9 protein-coding genes are annotated in these 16,861 nt (G+C 32.9%); 5 read left to right on the top strand and 4 right to left on the bottom strand.

Translation table 11 applies throughout. From position 1 onward, the window contains the following. Positions 1-252: 252 nt before the first annotated feature. From polA to WC223_03310, 5 genes are all read left to right on the top strand, one after another. Positions 253-3,057 (top strand): DNA polymerase I, encoded by a 2,805-nt coding sequence (gene polA / locus WC223_03330; protein ID MFA6923264.1) that lies wholly within the window; start codon positions 253-255, stop codon positions 3,055-3,057. A gap of 117 nt (positions 3,058-3,174) precedes the next feature. Continuing rightward, positions 3,175-5,871 (top strand): C10 family peptidase, encoded by a 2,697-nt coding sequence (locus WC223_03325; protein ID MFA6923263.1) that lies wholly within the window; start codon positions 3,175-3,177, stop codon positions 5,869-5,871. 99 nt (positions 5,872-5,970) lie between these two features. Next, a complete protein-coding gene (locus WC223_03320; GenBank protein MFA6923262.1) occupies positions 5,971-8,982 on the top strand; it encodes a thiol protease/hemagglutinin PrtT in 3,012 nt (1,003 codons plus the stop codon). Positions 8,983-9,080: 98 nt separating this feature from the next. Beyond that, positions 9,081-9,776, top strand: coding sequence for a Spi family protease inhibitor (locus WC223_03315; protein ID MFA6923261.1), 696 nt, complete (start codon positions 9,081-9,083; stop codon positions 9,774-9,776). Continuing rightward, positions 9,761-11,767 carry a C10 family peptidase gene (locus WC223_03310; GenBank protein MFA6923260.1) on the top strand — a complete coding sequence of 669 codons (2,007 nt, stop codon included), beginning with the start codon at positions 9,761-9,763 and terminating at the stop codon, positions 11,765-11,767. The genes WC223_03315 and WC223_03310 overlap by 16 nt, the downstream gene beginning before the upstream one ends. 91 nt (positions 11,768-11,858) lie before the next feature. Here the strand turns inward: WC223_03310 and WC223_03305 are convergent, their stop codons facing one another. The 4 genes from WC223_03305 to WC223_03290 form a co-directional block, all read right to left on the bottom strand. Then, positions 11,859-12,563 (bottom strand): response regulator transcription factor, encoded by a 705-nt coding sequence (locus tag WC223_03305; protein ID MFA6923259.1) that lies wholly within the window; start codon positions 12,561-12,563, stop codon positions 11,859-11,861. After that, positions 12,550-14,133: a HAMP domain-containing sensor histidine kinase gene (locus WC223_03300; GenBank protein ID MFA6923258.1), complete on the bottom strand. Its 1,584-nt coding sequence runs from the start codon at positions 14,131-14,133 to the stop codon at positions 12,550-12,552. The genes WC223_03305 and WC223_03300 overlap by 14 nt, the downstream gene beginning before the upstream one ends. Positions 14,134-14,149: 16 nt before the next feature. After that, on the bottom strand, positions 14,150-16,135 hold the full coding sequence (locus WC223_03295; protein ID MFA6923257.1) for a tetratricopeptide repeat protein: 1,986 nt from the start codon (positions 16,133-16,135) through the stop codon (positions 14,150-14,152). Positions 16,136-16,219: 84 nt separating this feature from the next. Then, entirely contained in the window at positions 16,220-16,861 is a 642-nt protein-coding gene (locus tag WC223_03290; protein MFA6923256.1) for an O-methyltransferase, read from the bottom strand.

The following is a 16,861-nucleotide window of genomic DNA, read 5'->3' as shown; positions in this document are numbered from 1 at the left end:
TTTTATGGACAAAACTAAGCTTAGAAAATGGAATTCTATTCAAATCGTTTAGCAATTCAAAACAACTGAAACTATTATCTGCCAATATTTCAAAGAACTTTAATAAAAAAACGTTAGGACGTTAGTGAGTGTAAATCAAGAGTTAAAAATATTATCATTTTTATATGCAAATTATTTCCGAATAATCTCTAAAAATAAAATTATTCAAAAAATAAAACTTTTTTAACTTTACACCTTCCAAATTAATTTTTCATGCCAAAAAAACTTTTCCTTCTCGATGCTATGTCGCTAATTTATCGGGCATATTATGCGTTGAATAAAAATCCGCGAATAACTTCAAAAGGAATAAATACTTCGGCTACTTATGGTTTTGCAAATACATTAGTTGAAATTCTTGAAAAAGAAAAACCTACACACATGGCTGTATGTTTTGATACAAAAGCAGCTACAGTCCGCCACGATTCGTTTGCCGAATACAAAGCACACAGAGAAGATACTCCCGAAGATATTATAAAATCGCTTCCTCATATAATAAAACTTTTGGAAGGATTTAATATTTCTGTAATAATGCTCGATGGCTATGAAGCCGATGATGTGATAGGAACTCTTGCCAAAGTTGCCGAGCAAAAAGATTTCGAAACTTATATTATGACCTCGGATAAAGACCTCGGGCAGCTTGTTAGCGATAAGGTTTTTATATATAAACCAGCAAAATTTGGCGAAAAAGCAAAAATACTGGGAGTAAAAGAAGTTTGTGAAAAATTTGGAATAAAGCGTCCCGAACAAATTATTGAAATACTCGCATTACAAGGCGATAAAGTTGATAACATTCCCGGAATACCAGGTATAGGCGAAAAAACCGCAACTAAACTTATTGAAGAATTTGATAATATTGAAAATTTATTGAAGTCAACGCATTTATTAAAAAATACTTTAAAAGAAAAAGTTGAAAAAAATGAGGAACTCGCAATAATGTCAAAACAATTAGCAACAATAATTACCGATGTTCCGGTTGATTTCGATGAAGAAAAATTGAAACTAAAACCACCAAATAAAGATGCTTTGCAAAATCTTTTTGTCGAACTCGAATTCCGCCGTTTGGCTCAAAGAATTTTATATGACAAACCATTAATATTTGAAGAAACAACAGAAAAAGAAGAAAAAAATACTGAGTTTGATTCTTCCGAAAGCACCGAAAAAACAACAATTTCAGAAGAACAAAATATTTTTGTACAAAAAGAAAATATAAATACGACAACGCATAATTATGTTCTTGTTAATACTTCCGAAAAACGAAAAGAACTTATAAAACTTTTAAAACAACAAAATAAAATATGTTTTGATACCGAAACAACAGGTTTGGATTCGCATAATTCCGAATTGGTAGGAATGTCCTTTTCATTTAAACCACATGAAGCATATTACATTCCTTTTCCCGAAAATTATAACGAAACATATAAGATATGTCATGAATTCAAAGAAATTTTTGAAAACGAAAAAACTGAAAAAATCGGACAAAATATAAAATTTGATATTGCAATTTTAAAATGGTATGATATAGAAGTTAAAGGAAAACTTTTCGATACCATGCTTGCACATTATTTGTTGCAGCCGGAATCGCGGCATAATATGAATTTTCTTGCATCAACATATTTGAACTATGAACCGGTTTCAATTGAATCATTAATTGGAGAAAAAGGAAAAAATCAGCAGAGCATGCGAACTGTTCCCGAAGAAATTCTAAAGGAATACGCTGCCGAAGATGCTGATATTACTTTGCAATTGAAAAATATTTTTGAGCCGAAACTTATTGAAGCAAATGCATTAAAACTTTTTGAAGAAATTGAAGCACCGCTTATTCCGGTGCTTGCAGCAATGGAAGCTGAAGGAATTAAAATTGACTCAAAAGTTTTAAATGATTTTTCGGTGCAACTCGAAAGCGAAATAAAACAACTTGAAAAAGAAATAATTCAACTTGCCGGTGTCGAATTTAATATTTCATCACCAAAACAACTTGGCGAAATTCTTTTTGAAAAGCTTAATATTGTTGACAAAGCAAAACTCACTAAAACAAAACAATATTCAACAGGTGAAGATGTTTTGAAAAAATTAATAAACAAACATGAAATTATTCCGAAGCTTTTAGATTATCGTTCGCTTACAAAACTTAAATCTACTTACGTTGACACTTTACCTCAACTTGTGAATGTGAGAACAGGAAGAATTCATACATCATACAATCAAATTATAACTTCTACGGGGAGGTTAAGTTCTACAAATCCCAATCTTCAGAATATCCCTATAAGAACGGCAAAAGGGAGAGAAATTAGAAAAGCATTTATTCCGCGAAATGAAAATTATCTTTTACTTTCAGCCGATTATTCACAAATCGAATTACGTTTAATTGCCGAATTCAGTGAAGACGAAAACATGCTTGAAGCGTTCAGGCAAGGACTTGATATTCACGCCGCAACAGCATCAAAAGTTTATGGCATACCTTTAGAAGATGTTACAAAAGAAATGCGGCGAAATGCAAAGACAATTAATTTTGGAATAATTTACGGGATATCAGGCTTTGGATTATCAGAACGGCTCGGTATTCCTAGAAAAGAAGCAAGTGAAATAATAAAACAATATTTTGAAAAGTATCCTACAATAAAAACTTACATGAATAAAACCATTGAAATGGCACGACAAAAAGGTTACACCGAAACCATTATGGGAAGAAGACGATATATAAGGGATATTAATTCCAGCAATTCAATTGTGAGAGGCTATGCCGAAAGAAACGCAATCAATGCTCCACTTCAAGGTTCTGCTGCCGACATGATTAAAATTGCAATGCTTAATGTATATAAAGAATTTATAAACAAGAAATTCAAATCAAAACTCATTCTTCAGGTTCATGACGAATTAGTTTTTGACGTTAAAAAAGATGAATTAGAAATCGTATCGCCAATTATAAAAGACAAAATGATAAATAGCATCAAAACTGCTGTTCCCATTGATGTTGATATGAGAATTGGTAAAAACTGGCTTGAATTAAATTTATTTTAATTTTTTTTTGAAACGAATAAAATGTTTATAAATTTGTTAAAATAAAATTTTTTTATCGCAGGAAAATTTTTAAAAAAGTGTCTATAATAATATTTAACTAACTAAATCCCTCAAAAAATGAAAAAAGTTGTACTTGCTTTAGTGCTTATTTTTAGCACAAGTTTAATTTTTGCAAAACCCGTAACAAAGGATTATGCGAGTAAAATAGCTTATAATTATTATAAGCAGTATGAATCTTCCAGGTCATCAGATTTTTCAATTTCAAATTCTTTTGAAATAAAGTATGATGGTATTACTACGATGTATGTTTTTAATTTCAATCCGAGTGGCTTTGTAATTGTTGCAGCCGACGATGCTTCTCTTCCGATATTGGGAGAATCAGAAACCGGTGAAATTAAAGAAAATAACGAAAATCCGAATCTTATCTGGTGGCTTAGTTCTTATAGTAGAGAAATAAACTACATCGCTAATAATAATATAAGCAACAAGCAAACTGTAAAAGAATGGAATAATATAGCCAACGAGGTTTATCCTGCATCGAAAGGAACAAGAGATGTTTCCCCTTTATTAGAATCTATAACATGGAATCAAAACCCTTATTACAATGATTCTTGCCCTTCCGGTACTCCGGCTGGTTGTGTTGCAATTTCAATGGGTCAAATTATGAAAAAATGGGCTTACCCAACACAAGGCGTAGGTTACCATGAATACAACCACCCAACTTACGGAAGACAACATGCAAGCTTTGGCACTACTACTTACAATTGGGGGTCAATGCCAAATAGTATTTCTTCACATAATACTCCTATAGCTCAGTTGGTTTATCATGCAGGAGTTTCGGTTGACATGAACTATGCAACAGGCGGTTCAGGTGCAAGTACTTACAGTATTTCTAATGCTTTAATCAATTATTTCCATTATCAACCTTCTGTAGAATATAAATACAAAGGAGATTATACCGATTCGCAGTGGTTAACAATTTTACAAAATGAATTGGATGCAGGCAGACCTGTAAATTACAGTGGTGTAAATTCCAATAATCAAGAAGGTCATTCTTTTGTTTGCGATGGCTACACAACAAACCCAAGTTTAAAGTTCCATTTTAACTGGGGATGGGGAGGTTCAGCTAATGCCAATTTTGCAATTGGCGCTTTAAATCCATCTACATGGAACTTCAATTATGGAAATAATATTATTATCAGAATACAACCCTTGAGCAATGCTCCTATTGCAAACTTCACACAATCTACAACAACACCTGCTGTCAGTGCTTCTGTTAATTTTACCGATGCTTCTGCAAATACTCCAACAAACTGGACATGGACATTCGAAGGTGGTTCTCCGGCTACTTCAAATACACAAAGTCCGACCGGAGTTACTTTTGCAACAATTGGCAAAAAATTAGTAAGCTTAAAAGTAAGCAATGCCACTGGTTCTGATATAAAATATCAACTTATTAATGTAGGAGGAACCCCATCGGCATGGATTAAGCAAAATACCGGTTTTTCCACTGTAAACAGAGGAATTCATGATATCTGCGTTATAAATCCTTATGTTGTTTGGGCAACTTGCTACGATGGAAGCGGCGGCGGAGCTCAAGTAAGGGAATTTACAAAAACCGTTGATGGTGGTAATACATGGACACCGGGTACAATAACCTTTACAAACTCAACTAACTATTTAACGACTGCTAATATCTGGGGCATAAACGATACCATTGCTTATGCCTGCCTGCCGCCTTCAGCAACATATGGCGGGGCAATAGTAAAAACAACAAATGGAGGTACAAGTTGGGCAGTTCAATCAACTGCTGATTTTTTAACTCCAAGCAGTTGGTCGGATTTCGTTACTTTTTTTGACGCTGCGGGCTACAATGGTCTTTGTGTGGGAGATGCTAACTCATCTAATCAATTTGTATTTTTTACAACAACTAACGGAGGTACCAATTGGACAAGAGTTTCAAATGCTAATATTCCTGCTGCTCAAAGCGGAGAAGTCGCAACTACAAATTTATATGATACATTTGGAAATACTATTTGGTTTGGAACTAACAAAGGTAGGGTTTATAAATCAACCGACAAGGGATATCACTGGTCAGTTTCAACTACGCTACATACTAACCTTGGACAAACAGATGTCAGATTTAAAGATAACAATATTGGTTTTGCTATAAATTATTATGGCTCTAATAATAGTACTTCCAGTCCTAATGCTTTTACAATGCAAAAAACTACTGATGGAGGTGCGCATTGGGCTGATTTCACACCAACCGGGGCTTTTACAAAAAAATATATTGATTTTGTTCCGGGAACATCAAACATGTGGGTAAGTGTTGGAAATGACAGTATACACGGAATGCATCTTGGCTCGTCATATAGCAATAATGACTGCTCATCTTTTATCGACATTGATACAGGAGCAACCGTTCAATATAATTATGTCAGAATGTATGATATTAATACCGGATGGGCGGGAAGTTTTAATGCAAGCCCTACAGATGGCGGTATATTTAAATGGGATTATAGCTTCTTCACCAAAATAAATGAACAAAATAAAAATAAAGAAATCTCTGTAAATATTTATCCAAACCCATCTATCGGAATTTATAATGTTTATTTCAACAATTTAACAAACGAAAAACCAGTAGTTGAAATTTATGACATGCTTGGAAAATTAGTTTTTAATAAAATAATTGATTTATCAGCAAGCAGGACTTTCCAAGTAGATATTTCTAATGAACAATCAGGACTTTATTTTGTGAAAATTTCAACAAATACCGAAACTATTACAAAAAAAGTTTCTTTGATGAAATAATTTTTAATTAAAAAATTTGCAAAAAAGGGGTTCTGTATATTATATTAGCGGAACTCTTTTTTTTAACTACCTAAAATCTAACAACTAAATTTTTAAATTATGAGAAAAGTAATTTTACTAACTGCACTTTTATTTAGCGTAAGTATTGCTTTTGCAAAACCCATATCAAAGGATTATGCAAGCAGAATCGCTTATAATTATTATAAACAATATGAAGCTTCCAGAACATTAAACTTTTCAATTTCAAATTCTTATGAAATAAAATATGATGGTAAAACTACAATGTATGTTTTTAATTTCAGTTCTGGTGGTTTTGTAATTGTTGCCGCCGATGATGCTTCTATTCCGGTATTAGGTACATCAAGTACCGGTGAAATTAAAGAAAATTGTGACAATCTGAATCTTAACTGGTGGCTTAGTTGTTATAGTAGGGAAATAATTTACATCACTAAAAATAATATAAGTAATAAAGCAACTGTCAAAGAATGGAATAATATTGCTAATGAAGTTTTTCCGGCTCCTGCAAAAAATACCAGAGATGTTAATCAGTTATTAACTACGACTTGGGACCAAGGTAATTATTATAATGACTCTTGTCCTGTTGATGCGGGAGGTCCAGATGGTCGTTGTTTAACAGGTTGCGTTGCCACTGCAATGGGACAAGTGATGAAGTATTATAACTATCCCACAAAAGGTGTAGGTTACCACTCTTATGTTCATAGTACTTATGGTACATTGAGCGCTAACTTTGGTAATACAACATATAACTGGGGCGCAATGACTCCTAGCATTACTTCAGTTAATTCAGCAGTTGCCACTTTACTTTATCATTGCGGGGTTGCTGTTGAAATGGGCTATGGTCCATCAGCATCAGGAGCCACAACTTCAAGCATACCGGATGCTTTAATGAATTACTTCGATTATGCAAATACAGCAGAAATTAAAGATAAATCTAATTATCCGAATGACGACGATTGGAAAGGATTAATAATAAATGAATTGAGCTCATCTCATCCTGTTTTATATACAGGAATTGATAATACAGAAGGCGGTCATGCTTTTGTTTGTGATGGCTATCGGAGCAGCGACCAAAAATTTCATTTCAACTGGGGTTGGTCCGGAAATCCAAATAATTATTTTGCTATAGGTGCTTTAAATCCTGCAGGATATGCTTTTAATTCAAATAATATGATTGTTATAGGAATCAAACCAAAATTTATTCCTCCTCCTGTTGACGATGCTTATAAATTAATGTCGAATAAACTTGACCCTGATTCAATTCCACTATATCCATTATTGACATATAATTGGATTGATATCACTGATGGTTCAGGAACAGAAGTTACAGGACTCACTGATGATGGAGTAAAAGGACCATTTTCTTTAGGACAAGATTATATTTTTTTCAGAGACCAGCATAAATTCAATAAAATCTGGATAGGTGATAACGGACATGTTAACTTTCAGGATGGTTCAGCTTTATCGGCATCATTCCCAACAATACCAGCAACTAAAGCACCAAACGATTTTATTGCACCACTTGAAGCAGATTTACTACCTTCATCTGCCACAGGAGCTAAAATTTATTACAAGGTAGACACCAATAAATTTATAGTTACTTGGAAAGATTATCCTCACTGGCAAAGTGCTGCTCCAGGTTACAGCGGGAAAATAACCATGCAGGCAATTTATTATAAAGATGGCAATTTCAAGTTTCAATACCAGAGTTATCTGCCGTTCACATGGCCTTCGGGAAGTGATTTGGAAAAAGACCCGATAATAGGTTGTGAAAATTCTTCAGGAACAATCGGATATGCATGGTTGAATTATAATACTCCACTGGCTCGACATGACTCAATTTTTAACAATGGAGCTACATTTGTACCCGGTTTGTGTATTTTAGGGTATTACACTCATAAGCACCCTTCGATTAAAGACCTGACAGTTGAATATGTTACATTGGAAGGAATAAATAAAACCGATAATAAAGGATATCCAATATTTTCCGGAAATAAAAAACTTACTGCAAAAATATCTAATGTAGGAACAATTGGCGCTTCAAGTGTAATAGTTAAAGGAGCTGTTCAGCCTGTTGGTGGAAGCGTAACAACAATTCCGCAAGAAATAATAGATACAATACCTCCCGGTGAATCAGTAATTAAAACACTTGCTACTCCTTTTAATTTTACTAAAGCACCTTCTCAAAATTTCAATACATATACAGTAAGAATGAGGCAAACAACTACCGGTGATATTGAAGCCGGAAACGATAGTTTAACTGTAGAATATGTTGTAATGGATGACACACTGATTGTAAAAAAATCTTTTGGCTGGGGAAACAGACCAGTAGGAAGTACTTTCTACTTGTTTGGCTTTGATAATGGTGGAGTAGATTTTATTCCTCCATCAGGATACTATCCCGTTCAAATAGATTCGATTGCATTTATTGCAGGAAGAAACACTAATGAGACCTCAGTTACTGATAAGAATACTTATTTTCGTTTATATAAAATAGACTCAGCAGGAGTGATTGACACGTTAAATCCATTAACAGCTATATTAGCTTATGACCTGACTACCTTCGAATCACAACCTAGCGGAACTCTTCAGAGATTTTCTCTTCCTATATCCGGAGTTACTTTACAAAATGAAGGCGAGGGACTTGCTGTTAAATTCACGCCTACACCGGGTATGAGAATTGTTCTTGATGATTCAGGTCCGTTCTCAAGAAGAAATTACGAACTGTTAGGCGCCGATTGGACACCATCAAGAGAAAATGAAACAAGAGATGCTTGCATATATGTTGTTTGGACATTTCCAAATACAGTAGGTATAAAGGGAAAAATACACAGTGAATGCTCATTAACCAATTATCCTAATCCTTTTAGCAAATATACTACGATTGAATTTTATAATAAAGAAAAGGGTAACGTCAAATTAAACATTTATGACATTAATGGAAAGTTGATTAAAACTATTGTTGATGATAATCTATCTGAAGGGAAATATAAATTTAATTTTAACGGCTCGCAATTAAATGGTGGAATTTATTTCTATAGATTGGAAACACAGAATTACATAGCAACTAAGAAGTTGACAATTATCAAATAATTGTTGGAATTTTTTTTAGAAAAAGTTCTATAATTTTTGAAACCAAATAGAACTCTTTCTTTGTCTTAATGTTATATTAATAATTTAATCTACTACATATGAAAAAATTTACTTTTCTTTTTATGCTATTTTTTGGCGGAAGTATACTTTTTGCAAAACCCGTATCAAAAGATTATGCAAGCAAAATTGCTTATAATTATTATAAGCAGTATGAATCTTCCAGGTCATTAAACTTTTCAATTTCAAATTCTTATGAAATAAAGTATGATGGTATTACTACAATGTATGTTTTTAATTTCAGTTCCGGTGGCTTTGTCATTATTGCCGCCGATGATGCTTCAATTCCCGTTCTTGGTGAATCGGGCAACGGCGAAATAAAAGAAAATGATGACAATCCGAACCTTAATTGGTGGCTGAGTTCATACAGTAAACAAATAAAATATATTGTGAACAATAACCTGAGCAACAAACAAACTATTGCAAAATGGAATGAAATTGCCGGCGAAGTATTTGCGAGTTCTGCAAAAGATATACAGGATGTTAATAATCTATTGACAACTACATGGAATCAGGATAAATATTATAATGATTCCTGTCATGTTATTTCGAGTGGTCCTGGAGGACATGCTTATGCAGGATGTGTTGCTACCGCAATGTCTCAAATTATGAAATATCATGCTTATCCAGCTCAAGGTGTGGGATTACATACTTATACAACAAAAACAAACAAATGGGTTTGTAAAGCTAATTTCGGAATTGAAAATACAAATGGGGCGCTATGCTTAACAGTATAAGTTCCAAAAACTCTTCAATAGCACAGTTAATTTATCATGTTGGAGTTTCAGTAAATATGGATTATAATTCAAGTGGTTCGGGTGCTTATAGTACTACTGTTCCAGATGCTTTAATAAATTACTTCAATTATCAGCCCTCTGTTGAATTAAAAAATAAAACCAACTATACAGATGCACAATGGAAAACAATGATAAAGAATGAACTTATTAATAACCGTCCCGTTTATTACTCAGGAGATGGAGGTTCAGGTACAGAAGGACATGCCTTTGTGTGCAGCGGCTGGAGAACAAATGACGATGCATTCTGGTTTAACTGGGGATGGTCGAGTTCTTCAGACGGCTATTTCTTAATAGGCGGTTTGAATCCCAACAGTTATAATTTTAATTCTGACAATTCAATAATAATAAGAATAAAACCCAAAAATAACGCACCTATAGCAAATTTTAAAGCATCATCTTATACTCCTGTTGCAGGCGGTTCTGTTAATTTTACCGACCAGTCAACAAATGCACCTACCGGATGGACATGGACATTTGAAGGAGGTAATCCTGCAACATCAAATTCACAAAGTCCTGTCGGAATTACTTTTGCAACAAACGGAAAAAAATTAGTCACACTTATGGTAAGTAATGTAACGGGAAATGATGTTAAATATGCGCTTATAAATGTTGGCGGAACACCTTCAGCATGGATTAAGCAAACTTCGGGATTTACTTTTACAAGAGGTGCTAAGTATATAAGCATAGTAGACCCGCAAACAATATGGGTAACGATGTTTAACGGAGTTGATGCAACTGCTCCTTGTTATGATTATATGAAAACTACTGATGGAGGTACTACATGGACAACCGGAACAATACCATCTTCATCATTTCCGGACGGCTTTGGTCTTGCAAACATTTATGCAATAAACGGACAGATTGCATGGGCAACAATAAATCCTGGCTCAGCAACAGGCGGATATATCCTCAAAACAACTGATGGCGGAGCAAACTGGGCAAAACAAACTACTGCGCCTTTTACAGGAAGCTGGGCTGACTTCACATATTTCTTTAATGCAACCGATGGAGTCAGCGTTGGTGACCCAACAACAACTCCTAATGCATACATGATTTATACGACAACTAACGGAGGAACAAACTGGACACAAGTTTCAACCTCAACCTCTGTTATTCCTGCCCCTTCATCAGGAGAGGCAGCTTTAGAAGGTTATTATGATGTTGCTGGGAATACTATCTGGTTTGGCACTACACTTGGCAGGGTTTATAAATCAACTAATAAAGGATTAAATTGGTCGGTTGCAAATACAGGACTTGTAGCAAGTATTTGTCCTTTATTCAAAGACGCAAACAAGGGAATAGCTATACAATACCCTGATGCTAATGGAAATCCATATGCATTAAATAAAACAACTAACGGTGGAGCAACCTGGGCTGCACTTTCGCCAACCGGAGCGTTCACAAAAAATAATATTGATTACGTTCCCGGAACTGCAAGTACATGGGTAAGTACAAGCTCTGATAATACAGCAGGTGCACATATCGGTTCGTCTTATAGTGCTGATGACGGTGCTTCTTTTATAAATATTGATACAGGCAGCGTTCAATATACATGTGTTAAATTTTATGATATAAATACCGGCTGGGCAGGTGGATATAATAATGGTCCTTATGAAGGTGGAATTTATAAATGGGATAATTCTATAATTTCCCAGATTCTAGAACAGGCAAAAACTTCAGTGTATTCTGTTGATGTTTTTCCTAATCCTTCAAATGGAATTTATAATGTTAGGTTTAACGGTACTATTACCGGAAAATCAATAATTGAAGTTTATGATATGCTTGGAAATATGGTTTTGAATGAAGAAATAAATATAGCTTCAGGAGGAACGTATCAACTTGACATGATTAATAAACAATCCGGTTTGTATTCTGTAAATATTACAACAGGCAACCAACACTTCACAAATAAAATATCTTTAATTAAATAAAATTTTATTTGAAAATAATGTATGTTTGGTATTAGAGATTTATTTGGTATTTGTTAATTAGTTTCTGTCCATAAAGCCTCGAAATCGGACATTATGGACAAACTCTAATTAATTTAAATCCTTTGCCGTGAATATTCATTAATTCAACTGTGTTGTCTTCTCTAAGGTATTTGCGAAGCTTTGCAATATAAACATCCATGCTGCGTGCATTAAAATAGCTGTCGTTTCCCCAAACCATGTTGAGTGCATAATTACGTTCAACAACCTGATTCATGTTATCGCAAAGAAGCTTCAGAAGTTCCGATTCTTTTGATGTCAATTTCATCTGGGTTTCATCGGCTTTGAGTATTTGTGTATTGTAATTGAAATTATATTTTCCTATATCATAAATATTTTTTGGAATTATTTTTTCTTCGAACGGATAACTTCGTTTTAAAACTGCTTGTATTCTAAGCTGAAGTTCTTCCATGCTGAATGGCTTGGTAATGTAGTCATCTGCACCAAGCTGAAATCCTTCAATTGCATCCTGCTTCATTGATTTTGCAGTCAGAAAAATTATCGGAATTCTTTTATCGGTTCTTCTGATTTCTTTTGCAAGCGTGAACCCGTCTTTAATAGGCATCATAATATCCAGAAGGCATAAGTCAAAAGATTCTTTTTTATATTTAACAAATGCTTCATCGCCGTTAACGCAAAGCGTGGTTTTAAATCCTTTTGCATCAAGGTATTCTCTTAGCAAATTGCCGAGATTTGTATCGTCTTCTGCTAACAATATTTTATAATTATTTTCTTTCATCTGATTTATTATTAGTTAAAAATATTATAAATTTACTTCCTTTATTAAATTCGCTTTCCACTTCAATTTTGCCGTTATGTTTTTCTACAATTGCTTTAACATAATTAAGTCCCAAGCCGTATCCCTTTACATTATGAATATTTCCGGTAGAAACCCTGTATAGTTTATCAAAAATTTTCCCTTGTGCCGCTTTTCTTATTCCTATTCCGTTATCTTCAAAAACAATTTTTATTCCGTTTTCAATATCTTTTGTTGTAATAAAAATCATGGGTTTTTCAAAAGAATATTTATTTGCATTGTCAAGCAAATTATATACCATGTTTGTCATGTGAATTTTATCGGCATATATAATATTATGGGTAGCTTCAAAATTAGTAATTATTCTTCCTTGTTTTTTTTCAATCTGAATACTTATGTTACGAATAACTTCATTTATAATTTTATGAATGTCGATATTCTGAAAATCGAATTTTAAATTTCCCTTTTCAAGTAATGATGTTTGCATGATATTCTCAGCAAGTACGCCAAGCCGTTTATTTTCGTCTTCGATAAGCTTTAGGAATTTTTGTGTATTTGCAGGGGATTTTTCAAAATCAATGTCGGATAATGCCTCGCATGCAAGGGAAATTGTAGATATCGGAGTTTTAAATTCGTGTGTTATGTTATTTATGAAATCATTTTTTATTTCTGTAATTTTTCTTTGTTTAATGATAAATAAAATTGTAAATAAAAATCCCAGTATAATAATAGAAACAAATAGTCCCGATGTTAACAACACTATCCACATGGTTTTAAGAATGTATTGTTTTTGACTTGGGAAATAAACGAGCAGAAATTCCTGATTTGAAAAAATATCTTTTGGAAAAAGTTTGACTTTATAATTTGATTTCAGTAATTCATTTTTATATCTGGCTGTTTTTTGTATTGTAAAATCATCATTATCCTGAATATTTTGCACTCCGAATTCAAAAGATGCATCAATGCCTTTTTTCCGAAGTTCTGTTTTTATTACCGAATCAATTTGCTCTCTCGTAATAACGGCTTCAACTTTTTTGAAAATATTATCAACCATTAAATCTCTTATAACGCTGTTCAGAAATTTTGTTCGTTTTTTAATAATCTTGTTCATTTCATTTTTTTCTTCATTTATTTTCTGAACAGGAGCTTTAGTTTTTTGATTTATTGTAATAATTCTTTCTTTGTCGGTAAACTTGCGAATTGTTGAATCGGAAAATCCAATTTTTTTAGTATTATTAAAACTGAATTTTTGTATGTTTCCTGCCTGATAGAACAACGTTTCCGCTTCGTTCACAAGTGTATTATTTAATGAATCGCTGTTTAATAATTTATTTTGGAGGATATTTTTTGTGATAATTTTTTTCAATTGCTTAGTTATTTCTTTTTTTTCTATTATATCAGCAACATTGTTTAAACTTTCAATTACACTTTTATCAAATGATTGTTCTTTTACTTTTATTGCGTTATTTATCCAATAAAACTGAATACCTGTAAGACCAATTAAGCTCACTGACATTAGAAAAATCAAAATTCTTATTAGGGTTTTATTCATGTTTTCTATTAAGAAATTAAATTTTTATTTTTACTTTGGCAGCGAGTTCGTTCATATAACTTTCGCTTACCGGGTATCCCAATTCTTTTGCTCTTTTTGCATCTTCCATTGCTTCTTTATATTTTCCCATAGATTTGTAAATAACCGAACGGTTATAAATAGCATTAAAATAATTAGGTTTCAATCTGATTGCTTCGTTATTATCTTTCAATGCTTCCTTGTAATTCTTCATATTGAAGTATGCAACTCCCCTGAAAAAATAAGTATTTGTATCATTGGGTAATTGCGAAATACAATAACTGTAATCATCAATTGCTTTTTTATTTTCACCAAGCGAAAGATATGTAAATGCCCTGTTTTGATATAATTTCACGGCATTGGGTATGAATTTAATTGCTATATTGTAATCTTCAAGTGCTTTTTTATATTCTTTCATCATTGAGTAAGTGATGGCTCTGTTGAGGTATGCATCGGAATTATTTTTATCAAGCTGTATTGATTTCGAATAATCTGCCAGCGACTGAGCCCATTTTCCCTGAAGTCCAAAAATATTTCCTCTGTTGCTGTAAACTTTAGCATCTTTTGAATTCATCGAATCAAGTGCGTTATAATCAATAAAAGCTTTTTCATACATTCCTTTTTGTGCATAATAATTCCCCCTATTTTTATGGGCAACTTCAATATGCCAATATTTATTTAGCACGTCAGTCCACAGAGTATCGGTGCTTTCCCAGATTTTTGTCCGCTGGTATGTGAGATACGAAAAAATACATGCCGAACCAAAAAGCAAAATAATTAATATGTATTTAAAATTCCGAAACAACGGAAAAGGATTATTATGTATCCGGCTATAACCCATTGCGAGCATAAAAAGCAATCCTATGTATGGTATATAAGCATATCTGTCGGCTGTAATTGCAGCACCCACGGAAACAAACTGAAGCACAAGAGCAATTGTTATGAAATAAAATAAAAATCCGAAAACAATTATTTTAGTTTTTTTTAATGATAAATAAATCAAAAATATCAATATCGGCATTGCTCCTAATGAAACATTATAAATCAGAGGTAACCTGTCATTTACAATTGCAGGATAAGGATAAAAAGCAGAAAGTTTAACGGGAATGAAGAATTTATATATATATGCAAAAAATCCGTAAGAAGCAAATTCGAATCGTTGCAATAAAGTAAAAACTTCGAATTTAGCGATTGCCTCAGTTGATTGTGCCTTTACCGCTATAACTCCCATTATTCCTGAAAAAATAAGAAAAGGAATTTTTTCAAAAATCAGTTTTTTAGTTAATTTTCTCTGATAATAATAATCCAACAAGAACATCAAAACAGGCAACGTAACTGCAACAGCTTTGGCAAGCACAGATAAAACAAAGAAAACAAATACCGGTAGCAGTTTTTGTATTTTTCTTTCATTTGATTTTAGATATTTTATATAAGTAATCAGAGCAAGCAGATAAAACATAGCATATAAAACATCTTTTCGTTCGGCCATCCATGTAAAAGAATCGACATGCATGGGATGAATACCGAAAAACAACGATACTATAAAAGCAACTTCGATTTTTTTATTGCTTAACAAAAATATAAACCAGAATACAAGTAATGTGTTTATCAAATGCAGAATTACATTTGTTGTGTGAAATACTTCGGGTTTAAAAACGTAATTGCAAAGCTTATATTCTATTGCAAAACTGAGCATTGTCAAAGGATGGTAATTGCACGAAACAAAAGATGAAAATATATTATTAAAATTTTTGTGCATATTCAGGAACATAGGATTCTCCAAGAGATAAGTTGGGTCGTCCCAGTTTGTGAAATCATTTTTTAACGAAGGATAAAAAGAAAAAAAGGTTGCTAAAGCAACAACAGCAAGCGGAAGAATAAACTTATTAAAACCAAAAGTATTTTGTTTCGGTTTTATTTGTTGTTTGCCGGTTTTGTTGTCTTTAAATTTTATATTTTTTTGAAACTTTTTTTTATTGCTCATTTTCCAAAAATCATAAAAAAGAAATGCAATTTAATATATTTTTTTTAACTACAAACCACAAACCAATCAAGTATATTCAACTAACTATTTACATTTTCTAACAATCATAAGTCCGTCACGGAAAGGTAATAATAAATGTTCTATACATGTATCGTTTTTTATTTTATTGTTAAAATTAATAATACCGATTGTTTCAGTATCATTGGGATTTGGTTTTTCAATAACTTTTCCATCCCACAGAACATTGTCGGCAATTATGTATCCGCCTGGATTTAATTTTTCCATCACCATATCAAAATAATTGCAGTAATTTTCTTTATCGGCATCAATATAAATTAAATCGAAATTTTCATCAATGGTTGGAATTATTTCAATTGCATCACCTATAAGAAATTTAATTTTATTTGTAAGCTTTGCTTCGTCAAAATACGATTTTGTAAATAATTCCAGTTCTTCGTTTTTTTCAATTGTGTATAAAATACCGTCATCGGCTAATCCTTGTGCAAGACATATTGCCGAATATCCTGTATATGTTCCTATTTCAAGAATGCGTTTTGGTTTGAGCATTTTGCTGAATGCTTCAAGGAGCTTGCCTTGCAGATGCCCCGAAAGCATTCTCGGACGAAGGATTTTTGCATTGGTTTCCCTGTTGAGTTTTTTCAAAACATCCGATTCGGGTGTTGTATATGACTCGGCGTATTCTTTTAATTTTTCAGTGATTTCCAT

This window comes from Bacteroidales bacterium (genome assembly GCA_041671145.1).
Classification (GTDB): Bacteria; Bacteroidota; Bacteroidia; order Bacteroidales; family JAHJDW01; genus JAQUPB01.
This window is presented reverse-complemented; position numbering and strand designations above follow the sequence as displayed.